Origin of the sequence: Brevundimonas intermedia (assembly GCF_004614235.1) — a bacterium.
In the GTDB taxonomy this organism is placed as follows: domain Bacteria; phylum Pseudomonadota; class Alphaproteobacteria; order Caulobacterales; family Caulobacteraceae; genus Brevundimonas; species Brevundimonas intermedia_A.
The window spans coordinates 413,653-434,448 of the sequence record NZ_SPVH01000007.1 but is presented as its reverse complement, the minus strand read 5'-3'; the positions used below and the strand labels follow the sequence as shown (position 1 = coordinate 434,448).

The following is a 20,796-nucleotide window of genomic DNA, read 5'->3' as shown; positions in this document are numbered from 1 at the left end:
CAAAGGCGATGAACATCCGTCCATCGTCCCTCCCCACGCAGGCCAAGTTTAGTCCCATGACCGCCCCCTTGTTCAAGGGCGTGATCACCGCCCTGATCACACCACTTCGTGACGGAAACGTGGACGAAGCCGCATTCGCCAGATTGCTGGAGCGCCAGATCGCCGCAGGGGTCCACGGCGTCGTGCCGATGGGCACGACGGGCGAGGGCGCCAGCATGGATCTGGACGAGCACAAGCATGTGATCGAGCTGTGCGTGCGGCTGGCGGCCGGGCGCGTCAGCGTCATCGCCGGCACGGGCTCGCCCTATACCAAGGAAGCCATCGACCTGACCCGCCACGCCAAGACGGTGGGCGCGGACGGGGCGCTGATCGTGACGCCCTATTACATCCGCCCGTCGCAGGCGGGCATGGCGGCGCATTTCGAGGCCGTGGCCGACGCCGTTCAGTTGCCGATCCTGCTCTACAACGTGCCGGGGCGCACCGGGGCCGATCTGGCCAATGAGACAGTGGCGCGGCTGGCGGGCCATCCGAACATCGTCGGCATCAAGGACGCCACCGGCGACATGAGCCGGGTCAGCTGGATGCGGACCAACATCGGCGGCCAGTTCGACCTGATCTCGGGCGATGATCCCAGCTATCTGGGCTATCACGCCCATGGCGGGGTCGGGCTGATCTCGGTGGCGTCGAACGTCGCGCCGGAAGCCATGGTCGCGCTGCACAATGCGATGACGGCCGGCGACTACGCCACCGCTCGCGACTGGCAGGACCGGCTGATCGGCCTGTGCAAGGCGCTGTTCCTCGACAACTCGCCGGCCCCGACCAAATACGCCCTCGCCAGGCTGGGCCTGTGCAGCGAAGAGGCGCGACTGCCGCTGTCGCCGACGTCGGATGCGGTCAAGCCGATCATCGACCGCGCCATGGCGGATGCGGGCGTCGGCTGATGGCGCCGCAACCCCAGTCCAAATCCAAGGTCATCGCCGAGAACCGCCGCGCAAGGTTCGACTATTTCCTGGAAGAGAATATCGAGGCCGGAATCCAGTTGCTGGGCACCGAGATCAAGGCGCTGCGCGACGGCCGGGCCAATATCGCCGAAAGCTATGCGGCGGTGGAGGGGCGCGAGATCGTGCTGATCAATGCCGACATCCCGCCTTATAAACAGGCCAACCGCTTCAACCACGAACCGCGCCGGCCCCGTAAGCTGCTGCTGCACAGAAAGCAGATCGACCGCCTGATCGGGGCTGTCCAGCGCGACGGCCAGACGATCATTCCGCTCAAGCTTTATCTGAACGATGCGGGCAAGGCGAAGCTGGAGATCGCCTTGGCCAAGGGCAAGAAGCTGCACGACAAGCGCGAAGCCTCGGCCGACCGGGACTGGCAGCGCGACAAGGCCCGGCTGATGCGGGACAAGGGCTGAAGCTCAGGCGTCGATCAGGGTGCGGACGCGGTCGAAGATGTCCTCGAACATCTGGGGCGTCAGACGGCCGGTGTTCGTGTTCAACCGTGAGCAGTGATAGCTGTTCAGGATGACATAGCCGCCGGCCTCGCCTTGGGCGCCGTGGCCTGCGGGCATGGCGGACGCGGGACGGCCGAACGCCTTGAGGATATTGCGGCGTGACACGTCGCCCAGGGTCACGATCACCTTCAGATTGGGCAGCAGCGCCAGCCGGTCGATTAGGAACGGCCGGCAAGTGGTTTCCTCGATCGGCAACGGCTTGTTGCCGGGCGGAGCGCAACGGACGGCGTTGGTGATCATGCAGTCCGTCAGCGTCAGGTCGTCGTCGCCGTTCGGATCATAGTGACCGTGCGCGAAGCCCGTTTTCTTCAGGGTGTCGTAGAGCAGCCAGCCGGCATGGTCGCCGGTGAAGGGGCGGCCGGTGCGGTTCGCGCCTGTGCGGCCGGGGGCCAGGCCGGCGATCAGCAGGCGCGCATTCGGATCGCCGAACGAGGCGGCCGGACCGTTCCACCAATCGGGATTCTGGCGGGCGTTCTCCTGGCGATAGGCGACCAGGCGCGGGCACAGCGGACAGTCGCGGGGTGGTTCGGGCGTCAACATCACTGGGCGCCCTTGGGACGGCCGAACTCGGCCATCATGTCGTTCAGATCGATGAAGGCATCGGCTTGGCGACGCAGTTCGTCGGCGATGTGCGGCGGCTGGGTCTTCTGGGTCGAGACGACGGTGACGCGCACGCCGCGCGCCTGAACCGCCTGAACCGCCCGCCGAAAATCTCCGTCCCCGGAAAACAGCACGGCGTGGTCGATGTGTGGAGCCAACTCCAGCATGTCCACCGCGATCTCGATGTCCATATTGCCCTTGATCCGGCTGTGGCCCTGGCCGTCGGTGAAACGCTTCACCGGCTTGGTCACGACCGAAAAGCCATTGTAGTCCAGCCAGTCCACCAGCGGTTTCACAGGCGAGAATTCTTCGCCCTCGACCACGGCCGTATAGTAATAGGCGCGGGTCAGGATGGATTTCTCGCGGAACCAGTCCAGCATCCGCCGGAAGTCCATGTCGTGCTGCAAGGCGCGCGCGGCGGAATAAAGGTTCGAGCCGTCGATGAAGATCGCCAGCCGGTCGGTGGGATGAAACATGGTCGATGCCGTCGAAAGAGATGAAAAATCGGACTGCGCGGCCGCGCTAGCCGTCGATGTCGGAATCGACGACGGGTTCGACCTGAATGATGCAGTCATCGTGGCGCTGGGCTGCAATGACAAGGGGGTATGGTCCTCGTGCCGAGAAGCGCTGGAGGCGGCGCTGGCGCGATTTCGATGCGAGGGAATCGATGTCGTGGCGCGGTCGTCGTGGTGGTCGTCCCTGGCGTGGCCGGATCCACAGGACCCGCCCTTCCTGAATGGCGTCGTGATGGTGCGCACCGCCCATGACCCGCACAAACTGATGGCTGCGCTGGGCCGGATCGAGGACGCGTTCGGTCGCGAGCGGTCGGTTCGGAATGCGCCGCGAACGCTGGACTTGGACCTGATCGCCTACGGGCGACTGAGCGGCGATCTGGACGGGCTGATCCTGCCCCATCCCCGCGCGGCCGAGCGACGGTTCGTCATGGGGCCGATCGTCGAGATCGCGCCGCTCTGGCTGCATCCCACGCAGGGCGGAACGGCGAGCGAACTGGTCGAGACCGCGTCGGTCGGTCGCGACGCCCATCCCTTGAAGTAGATGGCGGTTCGTGAGCTGATCTCGGCCCTGACACCGGGAGACATTTCATGCTCGTCCTTTCTCTGGCCGTCCTGCTCGCTGCCGGAGCGGTGCAGGAATCGCATCCTGCGCCTGTCTCGCCGCCGGCGGGCGTCGGTCTGGTGATTCATGAGGCGGATACGATGGTCCGCCAGCCGCCGCCCCATAACGGAACGGGGATGAGCACCGCCTATCGAATCTCGGGCGTGGCGCCGAACCGATCGATGGAGTTCAGGAAGCGCATCATGCATCCGGGATCGTCCATCGGCCTGCACGTCATCGCCCACGACGAGGTCTATCATGTCATAAGCGGGGAGGGTGACGTGACCACGGACGGCGTCACCACCCGGATGAAGGCCGGTGACACGGCCTATCTGTATGACGGCGGCAATGTCGGCATCCAGCAGGTCGGCGCAGACGATCTGGTGCTGATCATCGCCTATCCTCTGGCGCGTCGAACCGACTGACGCCGCACTTTCGCCCCTGTGGCGTTGCAAAAGGCAGTCCCCATCTGTATTTGACGCGGTTCTCCCCCGCGTTCGAGGAATTTCATGGCCCGCGTCACCGTCGAAGACTGCATCGAGAAGGTTCCGAACCGCTTTGGTCTGGTGCTGATTGCCGGCCACCGCGCCCGCAGCATCGCCAACGGCTCCGCCCTGACGATCGACCGCGACAACGACAAGAACCCGGTCGTCGCCCTGCGTGAGATCGCCGACGACACCGTCGTTCCGGACGAACTGCTTGAGACCATCATCACCACGCTGCAACGCGTCGATGAGCGTACGGAAGCCGAAGACGAGGCGGAGACGGTCGCCCTGCTGGCCGCGCCGCAACACATGAACATGGCCGAGGCGGAACTGATCCGCGCCCTGCAAAGCGACCGCGACGGCGGTCAGGAGGAGCGGTACTGACGCCCGAGGGAGCCCCTGGCGTCACTATCCTGCCGGCGCGGACCGAAACGGTTCCGCCGGCGCCCCAAGCTGCAAACAAAAACGACCCTAAATCGGTCGCCGCCGATTCGGGGCGGCCGATCAAGCGCGCGCCGATCCTGCGCCAGTTCGAGCTGATCGAGGCCGTAAAGGCCTATGACCCCACTGCCGACGAAGCGCTTCTAAACCGCGCCTACGTCTATGCGATGAAGATGCACGGCTCGCAGTTGCGAGCCTCGGGCGATCCCTATTTCGCCCACCCGATCCAGGTCGCGGGCATTCTGACCGACTACAAGCTCGACACCGCCACAATCGTCACCGCCCTGCTGCACGACGTGGTCGAGGACACCTCGGCGACGCGCGACGACATCGCCGGCATGTTCGGCGAGGAGGTCGCGGTCCTGGTCGAGGGCGTGACCAAGCTGAGCCGGCTTGAGCTTCAGGCCGAGCACACGCGCCAGGCCGAGAACCTGCGCAAGTTCATCCTGGCCATCAGCCGGGACGTGCGGGTGCTGCTGGTCAAGCTGGCCGACCGCCTGCACAACATGCGCACGCTTCAGTATGTGAAGCCCGAGAAGCGCGAGCGGATCAGCCGCGAGACGCTGGAAGTCTATGCGCCGCTGGGACGGTCCATCGGCATCCATTCGATCGCCTCAGAGCTGGAAGAGCTGGCCTTCACCCACCTGAACCCGACCGCCAAGACCGCCATCGAGCGGCGGCTGGAGGCGCTGAAGCTGGAACACGGGCGCGCCATCGAAGGCGTCGCAGGCGAGGTCGAGCGCGTGCTGTCGGAGGCAGGCCTGACGGCCAATGTCTATGGTCGCCAGAAGACGCCCTATTCGATCTGGCGTAAGCTGCAGCGCAAATCGGTCGGGTTCTCGTCTCTGTCCGACATCTATGGCTTCCGCGTCATCGTCGAGGCGGAAGACGACTGCTATCGCGCGCTGGGCGTCATCCACCGCGAATGGCCGATGGTGCCCGAGCGGTTCAAGGATTTCATCTCGACGCCCAAGTCGAACAACTATCGCTCGCTGCACACGACCGTCGTCGGGCCGCGCGGCCTGCGCATCGAGATGCAGATCCGCACCGAGGAGATGGACCGGATCGCCGAGGACGGCGTCGCCGCCCACTGGCGCTACAAGAACAAGTCCTATGGCTTCGACCGCGAGGCGATGGAGCAGGGCGGGGGCCGCGATCCCCTGCAGAACCTGCGCCATCTGGTGCAGGTGATCGAGCACGGCGAGGGCGGCGAGGACTGGGTCGAGCACGCCAAGCTCGAAATGTACCTGGATCAGGTGTTCGTCTTCACGCCCAAGGGTCAGCTGGTGACCCTGCCGCGCGGCGGCATGCCTCTGGACTTCGCCTATGCCGTCCACACCGAGGTCGGGGACACGGCGGTCGGGGTCAAGGTCAACGGCGAGCTGAAGCCGATGCGGACGCCGCTTCAGAACGGCGACGTGATCGAGATCATTCGGGGTTCTAAGCGCGAAGTGCCCGCCGACTGGCGCAGCCTGACGGTGACGGGCCGCGCGCGCTCGGCGATCCGCCGCCACATCCGCACGTCAGAGCGGGAGGAGTTCATCAAGCTGGGCCGGGTGGCGCTGGATCAGACGTTGGGACGCGTGGAGAAATCCCTGGCCGACGTGTCGCTGAAGCCGGTGCTGGAACTGCTGGCGGTCGCCAATGACGAAGATCTGTTCGAGGGATTGGGCCGGGGCCGGCTGTCGCCGACGACCGCCGCTGAAATCCTGTTCCCTGCGCTGAAAGGGCGGCTGAAGGCCGGGCCGGAGAAACAGCGGATCGAGGGCGACAAGGCGCGGCTGTTCGTGCGCGGCGGCGGACTGACGCCCGGCGTCACGGTGCATTTCGGCCAGTGCTGCACGCCGGTGCCGGGCGATCGGATCGTGGGCATTCTGGAGCCTGAATCCGGCCTGACGGTGCACACCATAGACTGCCAGACCCTGGCTGCCTTCGCGGACGATGATTCGGTCTGGCACGACCTGCAATGGACGCCGCAGGCCGAGACGGACGCTGTCGCCGCCGCCCGCATCCGCGCGACGATCCGCAATGCGCCGGGCGTGCTGGGCCAGGTCACGACCCTGATCGGCGAGGCCGGCGGCAACATCATCAACCTGTCGATGGCGCACCGGCAGCAGGACTTCTTCGACGTCGACGTGGACGTCGAGGTCGAGGACGCCAAGCACGCGACCATGATCATGGCGGCGTTGCGGGCCAATCCGTCGGTCGACTCGGTCGAACGCGCGCGGGGCGAATGAGCGAGCCGGTCAAGCCGAACGCGGCCCAGATGGCGTCGGCGTCCTATCGCATGGCGGCGATGGATCAGGATTTCCTGCTGGGCGACTCCATGCGCGGCGTGCGGTTTCTGATGGAATACGCCAAGCCGGAGGAGGCGCTGCGGGCCTGGGGCGTGCGCTCCACCATCGTCGTCTTCGGCAGTGCGCGCATCCGTGAGGGCCATCGCTGGTATGAAGAGGCGCGCGCCTTCGGTCGGCTGGCGTCCGAGCGGGGCGGGGCGTTTCGGGGTTACGTGGGCGAGCCGCGCGACAACGTCATCGCCACCGGCGGCGGTCCGGGCATCATGGAGGCGGCCAATCGCGGCGCCGTGGACGCCGGGGCGCCCTCCGTCGGGTTCAATATCATCCTGCCGCACGAGCAGGAGCCGAACGCCTATTCGACGCCGGAACTGACCTTCCTGTTCCACTATTTCGCGATGCGGAAGATGCACCTGGCGATGCGGGCCAATGCGCTGGTGGTCTTCCCCGGCGGGTTCGGCACTTTCGACGAGATGTTCGAGATGCTGACCCTGCGCCAGACGAAGAAGGCGCCGCCTGTGCCGGTTGTCCTGGTGGACAAGGCCTACTGGACTTCGGTCATCGGTTTCGACGCCCTGGTCGAACACGGGATGATCGCGCCGTCGGATCTGGATCTGATCGGTTTCGCCGAGGACGCCGAGGGCGTCTGGGCCGAACTGCTGGCGCGCGGACTGCGGCCGAACGAAAACATCGAATGAAGCGTCGCCGGAGGGTTCATCCGCGCTCGATCAGGGTCTAGAACCTCTTCATGAACACCCAAGACGTCCTCAACGAGTTTCGCGACGCCGGCGCCCTGCGCGAAGGCCATTTCGTCCTGTCGTCGGGCCTGCATAGCCCGGTCTTCCTGCAGAAGAACCTGGTCTTCATGGACGGGGCGCGCTGCGAGCTGCTGTGCAAGGCGTTGGCCGACAAGATCGTCGCCACGGTCGGCCCTGTCGATGTCGCCATCTCGCCTGCCGTGGGCGGCATCATCCCCGGCTATGAGACCGCCAAACATCTGAAGGTCCGCTCAATGTACGTCGAGCGCGAAGGCGGGCAGTTCAAGCTGCGTCGCGGCTTCTCGGTCGAGCCGGGCGAGAAGGTCGTCATGGTCGAGGACATCGTCACGACCGGCCTGTCGTCGCGTGAATGCATCGCCGCCATCCAGGCGGCCGGGGGCGAGGTGGTCGCCGCCGCCTGTATCGTTGATCGGTCTGGCGGCAAGGTGGACGTGGGCGTGCCGCTGATCGCCCTGGCCTCGCTGGAGGTGCCGGCCTATGCGGCCGACGCCCTGCCGCCGGAACTGGCCGCGCTTCCGGTGGAAGATCCCGGCAGCCGCAGATTGTCGAAGTAGAGCCATGCGCGAACGGGTCAGGCTGGGCGTCAACATCGATCACGTCGCCACCGTGCGAAATGCGCGCGGCGGGACGCATCCCGATCCGGCTCGCGCGGCCGAGGCGGCCCTCGCGGCCGGGGCTGACGGGATCACCGCGCACCTTCGCGAAGACCGCCGCCACATCACCGACGCCGACATCGACGTTCTGAGCGCCCTGTGCGCGCGGGCGGGCAAGCCGTTGAACTTCGAGATGGCGGTGACTGAGGAAATGCTGGCCATCGCCATGCGCCACCGGCCCCATGCAGCCTGTTTGGTGCCCGAGCGGCGCGAGGAGGTCACGACCGAGGGCGGTCTGGCGGTCGTGGGTCACGAGGCGCGCATCGCTCCTGTGGTGAAGGCGCTGACGGATGCCGGTATCCGCGTCTCTCTGTTCATCGAACCTAGCGAGGCGCAGGTCGAGGCCGCGGCCGCCGTGGGCGCTCAGGTGGTGGAGTTCCACACCGGACGCTATTGCCATCTGACCGATCCTGGCGAGCGCGAGGTCGAGTTCAAACGCCTGGCCGCCGCCGCCGCCCAGGCCGACATCCTGGGGATGGAGGTTCATGCGGGTCACGGGCTGGATTACGACACGGCGCCGCGCATGCTGGCGATCCCCGAAATCCGCGAACTGAATATCGGCCATTTCCTGATCGGCGATTCGATCTTCATCGGTCTGGACGGCGCGATCCGCCGGATGCGGACCGCGATGGATGCGGCGAAATGATCATCGGTGTCGGCGCGGATCTGTCGGACATCCGCCGCATCCAGACCTCGCTGGATCGGTTCGGGGATCGCTTCAAGACCCGCTGCTTCACCGAACTGGAACGCACACGGTCCGACCGCAAGCCTGATCCGGCCTGGAGCTACGCCAAGCGTTTCGCGGCCAAGGAGGCCTGCGCCAAGGCGCTGGGCACGGGAATGCGGGCTGATGTCTATTGGCGCGACATGGGGGTGGTGAACCTGCGTTCCGGCCAGCCGACCATGGCGCTGACCGGGCATGCGGCCGAACATCTGGCGCGCCTGACGCCAGCCGGACATGAGGCCAAAATCCACCTGACGCTGAGCGACGAACATCCTTATGCGCTCGCCTTCGTGGTGATCGAAGCCTTGCCGCAGTCGTAATCAGGTTATAGGCGTGCGCGATGACCGCGCAGACGCGGCGAGGATGCCTGATCGCATGAGCGAAGACCAAAAGCCCGACGACGCCAAACGCGACGCCACTCCCGAAGAGCGATTTGCGGCTTCGGAGGCGGACGCTCCGGTCAAGTCGGTGCAAGAGCCGACCACGTCGAACCACAAGGTCTACGCGCAAAAGCCCGGCGGTCGCGACAAGACGCCGTCCGCCGCCAGCGAGACAGGCGAAATCTTCAAGACCATCGTCTTCGCCCTGCTGATCGCGATGGTGCTGCGGATCTTCCTGTTCCAGCCCTTCACCATTCCGTCGGCCTCGATGGAGCCCAACCTCTACGAAGGCGACTATATCGTCGTGTCGAAGTGGTCGTACGGCTTCTCGAAACATTCGATCCCGTTTAGCCCGCCGCTGTTCGACGGCCGGATCATGGGCTCGGCGCCCAAGCGCGGCGACATCGTCGTTTTCAAACTGCCGCGTGACGACAAGACGGACTTCATTAAGCGCGTGATCGGCCTGCCCGGCGACCGCATCCAGATGATCGCCAACAAGCTGTATATCAACGACAAGCCGGTTCAGGACGTCGTGGTCAGCGAGCAGGAGATCAACGACATCTTCGGCCCGCGCCCGGTGACCGAGGTGCGCGAGACCCTGCCGGAAGGCAGAAGCTTCATGACCCAGGACTTCGGTCCCGGAAACGATCTGGACGACACCCCGGTCTATGAAGTCCCGGCCGGCCATTACTTCATGATGGGCGACAACCGCGACAACTCGATCGACAGCCGTGTCGAACAGTCCAGCGGCGTGGGCATGGTCCCGGCCGAGAACCTGGTCGGCAAGGCGCAGATCATCCTGTTCTCCTGGAAGCCCGGTTCGTCGCTGTGGAACCCCGTCAGCTGGTTCAACGTGCGGCTCGACCGGTTCTTCAACGTCTTGAAGTAATGGCGAATACGCGAGCCGAAGCCGTCGCGGCGCTGGAAACGCGCCTGGGACACACGTTCAAGGAAAAGGCCCTGCTGGAGCGCGCCCTGACGCACGCCAGCGTGGGCGAGGGGGCGCCGGTCGGGATTCACGGTCCGCGCGATAACGAGCGCCTGGAGTTCCTGGGCGACCGGGTGCTGGGACTGCTGGTCGCCGAGCGGTTGTCGGCAGAGTTTCCGACGGCCGACGAGGGTCAGCTTTCGTCCAGTCTGCATGCCCTGGTCGACAAGACCGCCTGCGCCCGCGTCGGCGAGGCGTTGGGCGTCGGCCCAGCTCTACGGTTGTCGCCGGGCGAGACCAAGACCGGCGGCCGTCGCAAGGCGGGCGTCATCGCAGATGCGGTCGAGGCCATACTGGCGGCGGTCTATCTGGATGGCGGTCTTGATGCGGCGCGGACCTTCTTTGACGCCGCCTGGGCCGACGAACTGTCGGCCCCGCCGTCGCGGACCGTGACCAATCCCAAGTCAGCGCTGCAGGAGTGGGCGCAAGGCAAGGGCAGGCCGCTGCCGACCTATCGCGTGTCGGATCGGACGGGTTCGGATCATGCACCCACATTCACCGTCGAAGTTTCCGTGCAAGACGTGCAGCCCTTGACCGCGCAAGGGCGTTCGCGTCAGGAGGCGGAGAAGGCGGCCGCAACGGCTCTCCTCAAACGTGAAGGCGTCATTTGACCGATTTCGAAAACCAGCGCGCGGGCTTCGCCGCCATAATCGGCGCGCCGAACGCCGGTAAGTCCACGCTGGTCAACCGGCTGACCGGGTCCAAGGTCTCGATCGTCACGCAAAAGGTGCAGACGACGCGCTTTCCCGTGCGCGGCATCGCCATGGAGGGCGACGCCCAGATCGTGTTGGTGGACACGCCCGGCATCTTCACCCCGCGTCGTCGTCTTGACCGGGCCATGGTCGCCTCGGCCTGGGGCGGCGCGCAGGATGCGGACATCGTCGTCCACCTGATCGACGCCCAGTCGCACATCAACTCGGAAGGCCGTGAAGGCACGGCGGCGGATCGTCGCTCGGCCGAGGACACCGAGACCATCATCGCCAACCTGCAGTCCACCGGCACCAAGGTGGTGCTGGCGCTGAACAAGATCGACGGCATGCGCCGCGACACCCTTTTGGCCCTGTCGCAGAAGATGTTCGAGAGCGGCGTCTATTCCGAGGTCTATATGATCTCGGCCGCCAACGGCGACGGCGTCGAGGACCTGAAACAGCGTCTGGCCCTGTCCATGCCAAAGGGGCCGTGGCTCTATCCCGAGGATCAGGCGGCGGATGTGCCGGTTCGGGTTCTGGCGGCGGAGATCACGCGCGAGAAGGTCTATCTGCGCGTCCATGAAGAGCTGCCCTATTCGGCGGCGGTGGAGACCACCAGTTTCGAGGAGCGCGCCGACGGCTCGGCCCGGATCGAACAGACCATCTATGTCGAGCGCGAGAGCCAGCGGCCCATCGTCCTGGGCAAGGGCGGCCAGACCCTGAAATGGATCGGCCAGAAGTCGCGCGAGGAGCTGAACGAGCTGCTCGGTCGTCAGGTCCACCTGTTCCTGACCGTCAAGGTCGATCCGAAATGGCAGGACTCGCGGGCGCTCTACGCCCAGTTCGGTCTGGATTTCGACGTCTGAGTTCCTGTGTTTGAAGTACCGCGTACCGCCGGGGGCCATCCCCGGCTCGTTCTGGGCGTTCTTGGGGCGCTGATCCTCGGCGGCGCGGTCTGGGGCGGCATCGCCACGGCCGTCCCACCCAAGACCGATGCAGCCTTGGTGACGGAGCGGGCCGATGCTCCGCCGCGTCCGCCCCTGGTCGTGGTTCAGGATTTGCCGCAACTGGCTGCGCGGATGGATCGCGAGGCCGCGGCAGGCCGGTTCATGGGGGCGGTTCTGGTGGCCAAGGGCGACCGGGTGTTGTTCCGCCAGGTCTATGGCAAGGCGAATTACGAACAGGACCGGGCGCTGGCGCTGGATTCCCGCTTCCGCCTGGCCTCGATCTCGAAACAGTTCACGGCGACGGCGATTCTGATGCTTCAGGACGAGGGCAAGCTGAACGTCTCCGACCCTGTCTGCAAATGGATCCAGCCCTGTCCGCAGGCCTGGGCGTCGGTGCGGATCAGCCATCTGCTGTCGCATACCTCGGGCATTCCCGACCTGATGGCGCGGCCCGGCTGGGGCATGCGGCGCACGACCCCGGCGACGCTGAACGAACTGACCGAAGACTCGAAGCGGTTCGGCCTGCAGTTCGAGCCGGGAACGAAGGTTCGCTACGACAATGCGGCGTTCAACCTGGCCGCCGCCATCGTCGAAAAGGCCAGCGGTCAGCCCTACGAAGCCTATATGCGTGATGCCTTCTTCAAGCCTCTGGGCATGAAGGACAGCGGGCTGGATCTGGATGGCGGCGACCACGACGTCATCATGGGCTACGCCAACTTCCCCGGCGGCCTGGCGGCCCAGCCGAACGCCAATACCTCCATCGTTGCGGGTGCGGGCGCGGTCTATTCGACGTTAGACGACCTGCTGGTCTGGCAAAGGGCGCTGCACCGCGGCGCGCTGCTGAAGCCGAGCAGTTACCAGCAGATGTTGGCCGACCATGCGCCGGCAGACACGAAGCCGAACGAGCGCAGCCATCCGCGTCGGGATTGGGGCTTCGGCATCTTCTCGAACCGTCTGGGCGATCAGGTCCGGCCCAGTTTCCAGGACCGCCAGATCTATCACACCGGCAGTTGGGGCGGGTTCCGTAACCTGATGCTCTATCAGCCCGAGGCCGACGTGACGGTGATCGTGCTGTCGAACAACTATCATCTGCGCGACCAGGTGTTTCTGATCAGCCAGCAGGCGATGGCCGAGGCGCTGGGGCGCGAGTTTCCGACCACGCTGGCGCGCTGAGACATCCGCCTGGTTTCCCAACGAGGAGAACAGGACTAGAACGGGCGCATGATCGCCCTTTTCGCCGCTCTCGCCCTGTCCGCGTCTCCGATGCAGGATTCGGATGACCCCGCTGTCGCCGCGGGCGTTGTTCTGGACCGGATGCACGAGGCTGCGTCGCGCGCTGATGGCGACGCCTATTTCGACCTGTTCACCCCCGACGCCCGGTTCATCGGCACGGATGCGACCGAGCGCTGGTCGCTGGCCGAGTTTCGCGCCTATGCGACGCCGTTTTTCTCGCGCGGCAAGGGCTGGACCTATCGCCCGCATGACCGGGTGGCGACCCTGGCGCCGGGCGACTGCCGCTGCATCGTCTGGTTCGACGAACTGCTCGACAACGACGCCTATGGGCTGACGCGGGGATCGGGCGTGCTGCGTCTGACCGACGAGGGCTGGAAGATCGAGCAATATGTCCTCAGCTTCACGGTGCCGAACGACAAGGCCAAGGGCGTGGTCGGGCTGATCGCCGAAGGTTCGGCCGACTGATGGACTTTCACGAAGAGGCGTTCGTCCTGTCGGCGCGCAGCCATGGCGACACCGGGTCTGTGGTGGACCTGTTGACCGAGAACCATGGCCGCCGGTCCGCCTATGTGGCGGGCGGGGCGTCGCGCAAGATGAAGCCGTTCCTGCAAGCCGGGGCGCGGGTCGTGGCGGATTATCGCGCGCGAACCTCGGATCATCTGGGCGCCGCGCGGCTGGAGCCGATGGGCGAAGGGCCCAGCGCCCTGTTCGACGACGCCTTGGCGCTGACCGGGTTGGCGGCGGCGGCCGGTGTGGCGCAAGGGGCCTTGCCCGAGCGCGAACCGCATCCCGGCGTCTTTCTGGCCTTCGAGGCGCTGATGGCGGCCTTCGCCGTGCCGGATGTCTGGCCCGCCATCTTCGTGCGGTTCGAGGCGGGGCTGCTGGAAGACCTGGGCTTTGGCCTGGATCTGTCGAAATGCGCAGCGACGGGCACGGCCGACGACCTGATCTATGTCAGCCCCCGCACCGGCCGGGCGGTCAGCCGCGACGCCGGCGCGCCCTATGCCGACAAGATGCTGACCCTGCCGCCCTTCATGCTGGGCGCCCAGGCGGGGTTGATCGAGGGCGACGTGAAGGCCGGGTTCGACCTGACCGGGCATTTCCTCGAACAGTTCGTGTTCCACCCGCAGAACAAGCCCCTGCCGCCCGCGCGCGTCTGGATGCTGGACAAGCTGGCCGACGCGGGCCGCCTCTAGACGCCGGGCTCCTAGCCGAAAGTGAAGGCGAAGACCTGGACGCCGGGATCCAGGAACTCGATCTCGAACGTCCGCTCGCGCACCGCGCCGGTCTGGCGAACCAGTTGATAAAGCCGCTCGCCGTCGATGCGGCCCATGCCTTGGGCGTCGATGTCGCTGCCCGCGTTCGGGCCTGGCGCCGCGCCATCGACAAGGACGCGGAAACGCGGCTGTTCGCCGGTCTTGCTCGGGCCCATCACCAGATGCAGGTCGCGCGCCTTGAAGCGGAAGGCGACGCGACCTCCGGCAGTCTGAAGGTCGGCGTGTTCGCGGGTGACCCTCCAGCGGCCGGACAGGCTCCACCCGTTCAGTTGCAGCGGGGCGGCGACGTAGTCCTTGATGACATCATTGGCCAGGCCGCCCGGCGAACGGAAATTCTCGGCGCGCGCATAGCCGACATAGGTTTCCGGTGATTCGACCTGGGCCATGTCGGCGGCGGCCTCTGCGCCCTTGGCCTGAACGTCGACAACGTCGCGGGCGACGTTGGCCGCGCCGGCCTCTTTCAAGAGCTGCTGAATGACGCGTTCGGAGCCGTCGTAGTCGCCCTCGCCGAAGTGGTGGTGACGAATCTGGCCCTTGGCGTCGATGAAGTAGTGGGCGGGCCAGTACTGGTTCTTGAACGCGCGCCAGATGGCGAACTCATTGTCCATGGCGACCGGATAGGTGATGCCCAGCCGCTGAATGTTCTGGCGGACGTTGGCCTCGGATTTTTCGAAAGCGAACTCTGGCGTGTGGACGCCGATCACTACCAGACCTTGATCCTTGTACTTCTCGGCCCAGGCGCGGACGTAGGGGATGGAGCGGATGCAGTTGATGCAGGAGTAGGTCCAGAAATCGACCACCACCACCTTGCCGCGCAGTTGCTCCGTCGTCAGGGGCGGGGTGTTGATCCAGGTCGTCGCGCCGGTCAGCGGGGGCATCATGCCCTCGACCGGCAAGTTGGCCAGGTCGGTCGGGGCTTCGTTCGTCGGCATGCCGCGCCCGATACTGCCCAGCAGCGCCTGTTCGATCCGGCCCGTGCTGGCGGCCGAGATGCGGGTCAGCAAGCCCGTGTCGGCGCCTAGGCCGATGATGACAACGCCGATCAGCACCAGCACGCCCAGCCCGCGACGGACCCATTCGCCGACGCCCAGCGCACCCTTCATGGCCTTGAACACACGACCGCCGACCAGCAGGGCCAGACCCAGGGAGGTCGCGGCGCCCGCCGCATAGGCCAGCAGCAACACCGTCGTGCCGACGCCTGCGCCCTGAAGCGCGGCGCCCGTCAGAATCACGCCCAGGATCGGCCCGGCGCACGGCGCCCACAGCAGACCCGTCGCGACGCCGAGCAGCAGAGAGGCCCGCACCTCGCCCTGATCCCCACTGTGACGCTCTGCACGGTCCGTCAGCCAGGAACCGGCGGCGACGAACGGCCGCATCAGGCGGTCGCCCAAGGCGGGGAACAACAGGCTGAGGCCCAGCACGGCCATGACCGCCAGAGCGATCCACCGTCCGACCTCGTTGGCGCGAACCGCCCAGCCCCCACCCAGCGCCGCCAGGGTCGCCACGCCCGCGAATGTCACCGCCATGCCGACTAGCAGAGGAAAGCCGTTGCGCAGGAAGGGGCGACCGGCGCGGGCGAAGACGAACGGTAGGACGGGTAATATGCAGGGGCTGACGATGGTCAGGACGCCGGCGAGATAGGAGAGCAGAAACAGGATCATGGCGCGGCCTGACGAGGAGGGTGGTTCTTCCCTACGTTCGAACCGACGGCCCGGTTGGTTTCATCGCTGCGGAAAATACTCGCAGCGCGGTCAATTTCATCAGCCAGGGTCCGCACGAGTTGATCCGCAGGCATGATACGAGACAGCGGCGCACCCTGTCCGGCCCATTGGGCGGCGTAGCCGTCGTCGCCGGCGGCTTTGGCCGCTGTGTTCAGCGCCTTGCCGATGTCGTAGGCGCGGGGATAGGCGGCGATAGCGTCGGGTTCGGCCTGGCGCATGAAGGCGTTCTCCATCCCTCTGGCGGGCCGACCGGACAGCACGGCGGATACGCGGGTCCGCTGGGCCTCCTGACCTTCCAGGGCCCGTCGATAGGCCGCGTCGGCCGCGGATTCGGGACAGGGGACGAAGGCCGTGCCCATCTGGGCCCCGGCCGCGCCCAGCGTCATTGCCGCCACAATGCCTGCGCCGTCCATGATCCCGCCCGCCGCAATCACGGGAATGGTCAGCCGGCTGGTCAGCAGTCGGGTCAACGGCAGGGTTGCGAACATCAGGTCGTCGGCGGGGTCGAACACGCCGCGATGGCCTCCGGCCTCCCAGCCCTGGGCCACGACCATGTCGATCCCGGCGCCCTGAACGGCTTGCCCCTCGGCCGGCGAGGTGGCGGTCGCAAGCAGGAGAATGCCAGCGGCCTTCAGTGCGGCGATCTGCTTCGGCCTCGGCAGGCCGAAATGAAAGCTGACCACGGCCGGGCGTTCGTCCAGCAGGACCGCCAACTGAGCGTCGTCGTCGAGGAAGCTGGGATAGATGTCGCGCAACTGCTCCGGCGGCTGGGCGTCGAACGGCGCGAACAGGGGGCGCAGGCGATTAATCCACGCCTGGTCCCCAGCCGGATCCGGCGCGGCGGTGGCATGGCAGAAGACGTTGACGTTGAATGGTCGGGCGGTGAGGGCGCGGGTCGCCTGAATCTGACGCCGGGCTTCCTCGGCGTCCACGGCGCCGATAGCGATTGAGCCGAGCGCCCCCGCGTTTGAGACGGCGGCGGCCAGCGCGGACGTCGAGGTCCCCGCCATCGGCGCCTGGATGATCGGATAGTCCAGGCCGATGGTTTGCGTCAGTCGGCTGTTCACGATGCGCTCCTTGGTCGCCTTTGCAGTTAAGCGCCGTCGGCTTGTCACGAAAGGGGCGCGCCCATAACCTGACGACATGCTTTTGGCCGACATCATCGCCGTTCTCGCCTGGTGCGCCATCCTGGCGCTTGCCTTGAGCTACCGGAAACGGAGCGCAGCGGATGTGCGCTGGCCGATGCAATGGGGCTTCGACGGCAAGCTCGCTTGGTATGCGAAGCGGGATTTGGCGGTTTTCTTCCACCCGGTGTTTTTCGGCTTCATGCTGGCGTGCTTTGCGGCCCGTGTCGGAACCGCAGAGGCGCCGCAGGACTGGATTGCGATCCGTATCATGACCGCCGGCGTCTTTGTGCTGAGCTGCTGGCTGCACCTTCGCTTCGCCTCACGCCAACTATCCCCGACTTAGGCGCAGCTTCGGGCTAGACTTCCGGCTTCCCATCCCCGATTCGCTGGCCCATGACGATCCACGCTCCGCCGCCGGAAGGCGGCCGTATCATCGACGAGCCGATGGAGACGGCGCTCAGCCGCCGCTATCTGGCCTACGCCCTGTCGACCATCACCAACCGCGCCCTGCCGGACGTGCGCGATGGGTTCAAGCCCGTGCACCGCCGCATCCTGTACGCCATGCACCAGATGCGGCTGAACCCGCAGGCGGCCGCGCGCAAATGCGCCAAGGTCGTCGGCGAGGTCATGGGCGGCTATCACCCGCACGGCGACGCCTCGATCTATGAGGCCCTGGTGCGCCTGGCCCAGGATTTCGCCCAACGCTATCCGCTGGTCGACGGTCAGGGCAACTTCGGCAATATCGACGGCGATAGCGCCGCCGCCATGCGCTACACCGAGTGCAAGCTGACGCCCGCCGCCGTGCTGCTGCTGGATGGGATCGATCAGGATTCGGTGGATTTCCGCGCCACCTATGACGATCAGGACGAAGAGCCGATCGTCCTGCCGGCCGGGTTCCCGAACCTGCTGGCCAACGGATCGTCCGGCATCGCCGTTGGCATGGCCACCTCGATCCCGCCGCACAATGTCGGCGAACTGATCGACGCCTGTCAGATGCTGCTGGAGCGGCCCGAGACGACGACGGCCGAACTGGTGCAACTGGTGCCTGGACCGGACTTCCCGACCGGCGGCGTGGCCGTCGAAGGCCATGCCTCCATCCTGGACGCCTATGAGACGGGCCGGGGCGGGGTGCGTCTGCGGGCGCGTTGGGAGACCGAGGACCTGGGCCGCGGCGTGTGGCGGATCATCGTCACCGAGATGCCGTATCAGGTGCAGAAGTCGCGCCTTATCGAGGCGTTGGCGGACCTGATCGAGCACAAGAAGGCGCCGCTGCTAGGCGATGTGCGCGACGAGTCGGCCGAAGACATCCGCCTGATCCTGGAGCCCAAGAACCGCACCATCGAGCCTGAAATGCTGATGGAAAGTCTGTTCAAACTGTCTGATCTGGAAGTCCGCTTCCCGATCAACATGAACGTCCTGGACGCCACCGGCACGCCGCGCGTCATGGGGCTGAAGGAGTGTCTGCGCGCCTTCCTGGATCACCGCCGCGTGGTGCTGAACCGGCGTTCGCAATGGCGGATCGAGCGGGTCGAGAAGCGGCTTCACCTGCTGGAAGGCCTGCGCATCGTCTTCCTCAACCTGGACGAGGTGATCCGCATCGTCCGTGAGGAGGAGCAGCCCAAGGCGGTGCTGATCGCCCGCTTCGGTCTGACGGAAGCCCAGTCCGACTATATTCTCGACACCCGTCTGCGTCAGTTGGCGCGGATCGAGGAAATGGCGATCGAGAAGGAATTCAATGCGCTGTCGGAAGAACTTGCGAATCTGCAGGCACTGACGTCGTCGGAAGGCAAGCAGTGGAAGGCCGTATCCAAGGAACTGGAGGCGGTGCGCAAGGCGCTGATCTCGCCGCGCCGGACGACCATCGCCGAGGCCGTCGATAGCTCGGCCTTTGTCGCGCCCGAAGCCTTCATCCCGCGCGAGGCCATCACCGTCATCCTGTCGGAACGCGGCTGGATCCGCGCCGCCAAGGGCAAGGTTGAGGACCCGTCGGAACTAAAGTTCAAGGAAGGCGACCAACTGGCCTACCTCGTGCCGGCCTATACGACCGACAAGCTGCTGGTGGCGGCGTCCGACGGGCGCATTTTCACGATCGGGGCGGACAAGCTGGCGTCGGGTCGCGGGCATGGCGAGCCCTTGCGCCTGATGATCGACCTAGACGAGAAGGCCGAGATCATCAACGTCCTGGCGCATCAGCCGGGCGGCAAACTGCTGATCGCGTCCAGGGCCGGTTACGGCTTCATCGCGCCGGAAGACGACACCTTGGCCCAGAAGCGGGGCGGCAAACAGGTGCTGAACGGTGACCTGCTGGCCATGTTGCGTATCCCGCAAACTCCGGCCGCCGACCACGTGGCGACAATCGGCGAGAACATCAAGACGCTGATCTTCCCGCTGGCCGAACTGCCCGAGATGGGACGCGGCAAGGGCGTGCGCCTGCAGAACTTCAAACAGGGGGGGCTGGCCGACGTGACCGTGTTCAACGCCGAACAGGGGCCGGAGTGGGCCGATGGCGGCGGGCGTCGTCGCAACTGGCCCGACTGGAAGGACTGGCTGGGCAAACGCGCCGGCGCGGGTCGCCAGGGACCGCGTGGCTTGAGGAAATTTCGCTGAGGAGGACGGCGGACAGGTCACGTCCGCCGTCAACCCCGATCAACAGTCGAAATAGACGTATTCTATGTAGGCCCCAAGTTGCAGGGGATCATGATAGGTGCTGCCGTCGCAGTTTTGGCCCGAGACCGCCACCAACTGACGCGGCTCGAATTCCTGATTGTAGTGATAAGCAATATGTCCCTGTTCGACAGGGCCTCGGCCGGGCCAGTTTTGTGACGAAGCGACGCCGCTGCCTGCGGCGAGGATCAATGCCGTGAAAGTCGCCAATCTTGAGATTTTCATCGCCGTCTCCACATCGTGCGCATGATTGCGCTAGATGAAAGAGAGCTTTCTTCCGGCTTGAGTCAACTACAAGTAGATTTATGACAACCGAAAAGGTTGGTGTCGGTCGCGCCCTTCAGGTAGTCAGCCGCGACCAGCCGAGCTTTCCTAGCACTTCCATCGGGCGGAAGTCGGCCTTGTAGTCCATCTTGGCCGAGCCCTGGACCCAATAGCCCAGATAGACGAAGGGCAGGCCGACGAGAGCGGCCTGGCGGACGTGGTCGAGAATGGCGAACCGGCCCAGGCTGCGGCGCTCCATCGTCGGGTGGTAGAAGCTGTAGACCATCGACAGCCCGTCTTTGAGCAGGTCGGTCAGGGTGACGGCGACCAGATCGCCGGGGCCGCCGTCGGAAGAGGGCAGGCGATATTCGATCAGATGGGTGCGGACGGCCGTGTCCTCGACCATGGCGACATAGTCGAGCCAACCCATGTCGCTCATGCCGCCGGTCGGATGGCGGGTGGTTAGATAGCGGCGCAAAAGCTGGAACTGCTCGGTCGTGGCTTCGGCCTCGACCAGGCTGCGCGACAGGTCTTCGTTGCGGGTCAGCACCTTGCGTTGTGAACGGCTGAAGGCGAACTCCGGCACGGGCAGACGCACGGATACGCAGGCGTCGCAGGCCTCGCAGGCCGGGCGATAGGCGATGTTCTGACTGCGGCGGAAGCCGGCGATGGTCAGTTCGTCGTTGACGTGGGCGCCGTCGGAGAAGGGTAGGTTGGCGAAGACTTTCCGCTCGGTTTTGCCCGGCAGATAGGGGCAGGGCGCGACCGATGTCATGAAGAACCGGAGTTGTCGTGTCGGTACGTGCTGGGTCACGGCCTCAGGTCCGCATCCGATCTTGCCAATATTGCGACAGTTGAACGCTCATGGCGCGATTTGGCGTCATTCGTGGCCGGGCTGCAA

General features: G+C 65.8%; 24 protein-coding genes. 18 read left to right on the top strand and 6 right to left on the bottom strand.

Going from position 1 to position 20,796, the window contains the following annotated elements:
• The first annotated feature begins 56 nt into the window (after window positions 1–56).
• Together dapA and smpB are read left to right on the top strand one after the other, a co-directional pair.
• The gene (gene dapA / locus EGY25_RS16155) at window positions 57–941 is read left to right on the top strand and encodes a 4-hydroxy-tetrahydrodipicolinate synthase (protein WP_135196022.1); all 885 of its coding nucleotides are present in this window, start codon (window positions 57–59) and stop codon (window positions 939–941) included.
• Window positions 941–1,414 carry an SsrA-binding protein SmpB gene (gene smpB, locus EGY25_RS16150; protein WP_135196021.1) on the top strand — a complete coding sequence of 158 codons (474 nt, stop codon included), beginning with the start codon at window positions 941–943 and terminating at the stop codon, window positions 1,412–1,414. The genes dapA and smpB overlap by 1 nt, the downstream gene beginning before the upstream one ends.
• Window positions 1,415–1,417: 3 nt before the next feature.
• On the opposite strand, the gene EGY25_RS16145 is transcribed toward smpB, so the two are convergent.
• Window positions 1,418–2,053, bottom strand: coding sequence for a uracil-DNA glycosylase (locus EGY25_RS16145; protein ID WP_135196020.1), 636 nt, complete (start codon window positions 2,051–2,053; stop codon window positions 1,418–1,420).
• Complete coding sequence (locus EGY25_RS16140) at window positions 2,053–2,589, bottom strand: NYN domain-containing protein (protein WP_135196019.1); 537 nt, start codon at window positions 2,587–2,589, stop codon at window positions 2,053–2,055. The genes EGY25_RS16145 and EGY25_RS16140 overlap by 1 nt, the downstream gene beginning before the upstream one ends.
• On the opposite strand from EGY25_RS16140, the gene folK reads away from it, so the two are divergent.
• From folK to recO, 14 genes are all read left to right on the top strand, one after another.
• On the top strand, window positions 2,588–3,169 hold the full coding sequence (folK, locus tag EGY25_RS16135; RefSeq protein WP_135196018.1) for a 2-amino-4-hydroxy-6-hydroxymethyldihydropteridine diphosphokinase: 582 nt from the start codon (window positions 2,588–2,590) through the stop codon (window positions 3,167–3,169). The genes EGY25_RS16140 and folK overlap by 2 nt on opposite strands.
• 47 nt (window positions 3,170–3,216) lie before the next feature.
• Window positions 3,217–3,654, top strand: a complete 438-nt coding sequence (locus EGY25_RS16130) for a cupin domain-containing protein (RefSeq protein ID WP_135196017.1) — start codon at window positions 3,217–3,219, stop codon at window positions 3,652–3,654.
• An 84-nt stretch (window positions 3,655–3,738) separates the two neighbouring features.
• The gene (gene rpoZ, locus EGY25_RS16125) at window positions 3,739–4,098 is read left to right on the top strand and encodes a DNA-directed RNA polymerase subunit omega (RefSeq protein ID WP_135196016.1); all 360 of its coding nucleotides are present in this window, start codon (window positions 3,739–3,741) and stop codon (window positions 4,096–4,098) included.
• A 224-nt stretch (window positions 4,099–4,322) separates the two neighbouring features.
• Window positions 4,323–6,392, top strand: coding sequence for a RelA/SpoT family protein (locus tag EGY25_RS16120; RefSeq protein WP_135196015.1), 2,070 nt, complete (start codon window positions 4,323–4,325; stop codon window positions 6,390–6,392).
• Window positions 6,389–7,147 (top strand): TIGR00730 family Rossman fold protein, encoded by a 759-nt coding sequence (locus EGY25_RS16115; RefSeq protein WP_135196014.1) that lies wholly within the window; start codon window positions 6,389–6,391, stop codon window positions 7,145–7,147. The genes EGY25_RS16120 and EGY25_RS16115 overlap by 4 nt, the downstream gene beginning before the upstream one ends.
• Before the next feature lie 50 nt (window positions 7,148–7,197).
• Complete coding sequence (pyrE, locus tag EGY25_RS16110) at window positions 7,198–7,782, top strand: orotate phosphoribosyltransferase (RefSeq protein ID WP_135196013.1); 585 nt, start codon at window positions 7,198–7,200, stop codon at window positions 7,780–7,782.
• Window positions 7,783–7,786: 4 nt separating this feature from the next.
• Window positions 7,787–8,527, top strand: coding sequence for a pyridoxine 5'-phosphate synthase (locus EGY25_RS16105; protein WP_135196012.1), 741 nt, complete (start codon window positions 7,787–7,789; stop codon window positions 8,525–8,527).
• Window positions 8,524–8,925, top strand: a complete 402-nt coding sequence (gene acpS, locus EGY25_RS16100) for a holo-ACP synthase (protein ID WP_135196011.1) — start codon at window positions 8,524–8,526, stop codon at window positions 8,923–8,925. Before EGY25_RS16105 ends, acpS begins: the two co-directional genes overlap by 4 nt.
• Window positions 8,926–8,980: 55 nt before the next feature.
• Window positions 8,981–9,874, top strand: a complete 894-nt coding sequence (gene lepB / locus EGY25_RS16095; protein WP_135196010.1) for a signal peptidase I — start codon at window positions 8,981–8,983, stop codon at window positions 9,872–9,874.
• Window positions 9,874–10,584, top strand: coding sequence for a ribonuclease III (rnc, locus tag EGY25_RS16090; RefSeq protein WP_135196009.1), 711 nt, complete (start codon window positions 9,874–9,876; stop codon window positions 10,582–10,584). The genes lepB and rnc overlap by 1 nt, the downstream gene beginning before the upstream one ends.
• The gene (gene era / locus EGY25_RS16085; RefSeq protein WP_135196008.1) at window positions 10,581–11,528 is read left to right on the top strand and encodes a GTPase Era; all 948 of its coding nucleotides are present in this window, start codon (window positions 10,581–10,583) and stop codon (window positions 11,526–11,528) included. Before rnc ends, era begins: the two co-directional genes overlap by 4 nt.
• A 6-nt stretch (window positions 11,529–11,534) precedes the next feature.
• The gene (locus EGY25_RS16080; protein ID WP_135196007.1) at window positions 11,535–12,782 is read left to right on the top strand and encodes a serine hydrolase domain-containing protein; all 1,248 of its coding nucleotides are present in this window, start codon (window positions 11,535–11,537) and stop codon (window positions 12,780–12,782) included.
• Window positions 12,783–12,830: 48 nt separating this feature from the next.
• On the top strand, window positions 12,831–13,307 hold the full coding sequence (locus tag EGY25_RS16075; protein WP_135196006.1) for a nuclear transport factor 2 family protein: 477 nt from the start codon (window positions 12,831–12,833) through the stop codon (window positions 13,305–13,307).
• The gene (recO, locus tag EGY25_RS16070; protein ID WP_135196005.1) at window positions 13,307–14,038 is read left to right on the top strand and encodes a DNA repair protein RecO; all 732 of its coding nucleotides are present in this window, start codon (window positions 13,307–13,309) and stop codon (window positions 14,036–14,038) included. Before EGY25_RS16075 ends, recO begins: the two co-directional genes overlap by 1 nt.
• Before the next feature lie 11 nt (window positions 14,039–14,049).
• On the opposite strand, the gene EGY25_RS16065 is transcribed toward recO, so the two are convergent.
• Together EGY25_RS16065 and EGY25_RS16060 are read right to left on the bottom strand one after the other, a co-directional pair.
• Complete coding sequence (locus EGY25_RS16065; protein WP_135196004.1) at window positions 14,050–15,780, bottom strand: cytochrome c biogenesis protein DipZ; 1,731 nt, start codon at window positions 15,778–15,780, stop codon at window positions 14,050–14,052.
• Window positions 15,777–16,907: an NAD(P)H-dependent flavin oxidoreductase gene (locus tag EGY25_RS16060; RefSeq protein ID WP_209308112.1), complete on the bottom strand. Its 1,131-nt coding sequence runs from the start codon at window positions 16,905–16,907 to the stop codon at window positions 15,777–15,779. Before EGY25_RS16060 ends, EGY25_RS16065 begins: the two co-directional genes overlap by 4 nt.
• Before the next feature lie 82 nt (window positions 16,908–16,989).
• Here EGY25_RS16060 and EGY25_RS16055 point away from each other — a divergent pair, with 82 nt between their 5' ends.
• On the top strand, window positions 16,990–17,310 hold the full coding sequence (locus tag EGY25_RS16055; protein WP_135196003.1) for a hypothetical protein: 321 nt from the start codon (window positions 16,990–16,992) through the stop codon (window positions 17,308–17,310).
• A gap of 50 nt (window positions 17,311–17,360) precedes the next feature.
• A complete protein-coding gene (gene parC / locus EGY25_RS16050) occupies window positions 17,361–19,574 on the top strand; it encodes a DNA topoisomerase IV subunit A (protein WP_135196002.1) in 2,214 nt (737 codons plus the stop codon).
• 39 nt (window positions 19,575–19,613) lie between these two features.
• Here parC and EGY25_RS16045 read toward each other — a convergent pair whose 3' ends face one another.
• Window positions 19,614–19,856, bottom strand: coding sequence for a hypothetical protein (locus EGY25_RS16045; RefSeq protein WP_135196001.1), 243 nt, complete (start codon window positions 19,854–19,856; stop codon window positions 19,614–19,616).
• Between the two features lie 115 nt (window positions 19,857–19,971).
• Window positions 19,972–20,709 carry an arginyltransferase gene (locus tag EGY25_RS16040; RefSeq protein ID WP_135196000.1) on the bottom strand — a complete coding sequence of 246 codons (738 nt, stop codon included), beginning with the start codon at window positions 20,707–20,709 and terminating at the stop codon, window positions 19,972–19,974.
• Window positions 20,710–20,796: the final 87 nt, after the last annotated feature.

Coding starts and splice junctions, on each gene's coding strand:
- dapA (WP_135196022.1), top strand. CDS start 57: ATGACCGCCCCCTTGTTCAAGGGCGTGATCACCGCCCTGATCACACCA.
- smpB (WP_135196021.1), top strand. CDS start 941: ATGGCGCCGCAACCCCAGTCCAAATCCAAGGTCATCGCCGAGAACCGC.
- EGY25_RS16145 (WP_135196020.1), bottom strand. CDS start 2,053: ATGTTGACGCCCGAACCACCCCGCGACTGTCCGCTGTGCCCGCGCCTG.
- folK (WP_135196018.1), top strand. CDS start 2,588: ATGGTCGATGCCGTCGAAAGAGATGAAAAATCGGACTGCGCGGCCGCG.
- EGY25_RS16140 (WP_135196019.1), bottom strand. CDS start 2,589: ATGTTTCATCCCACCGACCGGCTGGCGATCTTCATCGACGGCTCGAAC.
- EGY25_RS16130 (WP_135196017.1), top strand. CDS start 3,217: ATGCTCGTCCTTTCTCTGGCCGTCCTGCTCGCTGCCGGAGCGGTGCAG.
- rpoZ (WP_135196016.1), top strand. CDS start 3,739: ATGGCCCGCGTCACCGTCGAAGACTGCATCGAGAAGGTTCCGAACCGC.
- EGY25_RS16120 (WP_135196015.1), top strand. CDS start 4,323: ATGAAGATGCACGGCTCGCAGTTGCGAGCCTCGGGCGATCCCTATTTC.
- EGY25_RS16115 (WP_135196014.1), top strand. CDS start 6,389: ATGAGCGAGCCGGTCAAGCCGAACGCGGCCCAGATGGCGTCGGCGTCC.
- pyrE (WP_135196013.1), top strand. CDS start 7,198: ATGAACACCCAAGACGTCCTCAACGAGTTTCGCGACGCCGGCGCCCTG.
- EGY25_RS16105 (WP_135196012.1), top strand. CDS start 7,787: ATGCGCGAACGGGTCAGGCTGGGCGTCAACATCGATCACGTCGCCACC.
- acpS (WP_135196011.1), top strand. CDS start 8,524: ATGATCATCGGTGTCGGCGCGGATCTGTCGGACATCCGCCGCATCCAG.
- lepB (WP_135196010.1), top strand. CDS start 8,981: ATGAGCGAAGACCAAAAGCCCGACGACGCCAAACGCGACGCCACTCCC.
- rnc (WP_135196009.1), top strand. CDS start 9,874: ATGGCGAATACGCGAGCCGAAGCCGTCGCGGCGCTGGAAACGCGCCTG.
- EGY25_RS16075 (WP_135196006.1), top strand. CDS start 12,831: ATGATCGCCCTTTTCGCCGCTCTCGCCCTGTCCGCGTCTCCGATGCAG.
- recO (WP_135196005.1), top strand. CDS start 13,307: ATGGACTTTCACGAAGAGGCGTTCGTCCTGTCGGCGCGCAGCCATGGC.
- EGY25_RS16065 (WP_135196004.1), bottom strand. CDS start 15,780: ATGATCCTGTTTCTGCTCTCCTATCTCGCCGGCGTCCTGACCATCGTC.
- parC (WP_135196002.1), top strand. CDS start 17,361: ATGACGATCCACGCTCCGCCGCCGGAAGGCGGCCGTATCATCGACGAG.
- EGY25_RS16045 (WP_135196001.1), bottom strand. CDS start 19,856: ATGAAAATCTCAAGATTGGCGACTTTCACGGCATTGATCCTCGCCGCA.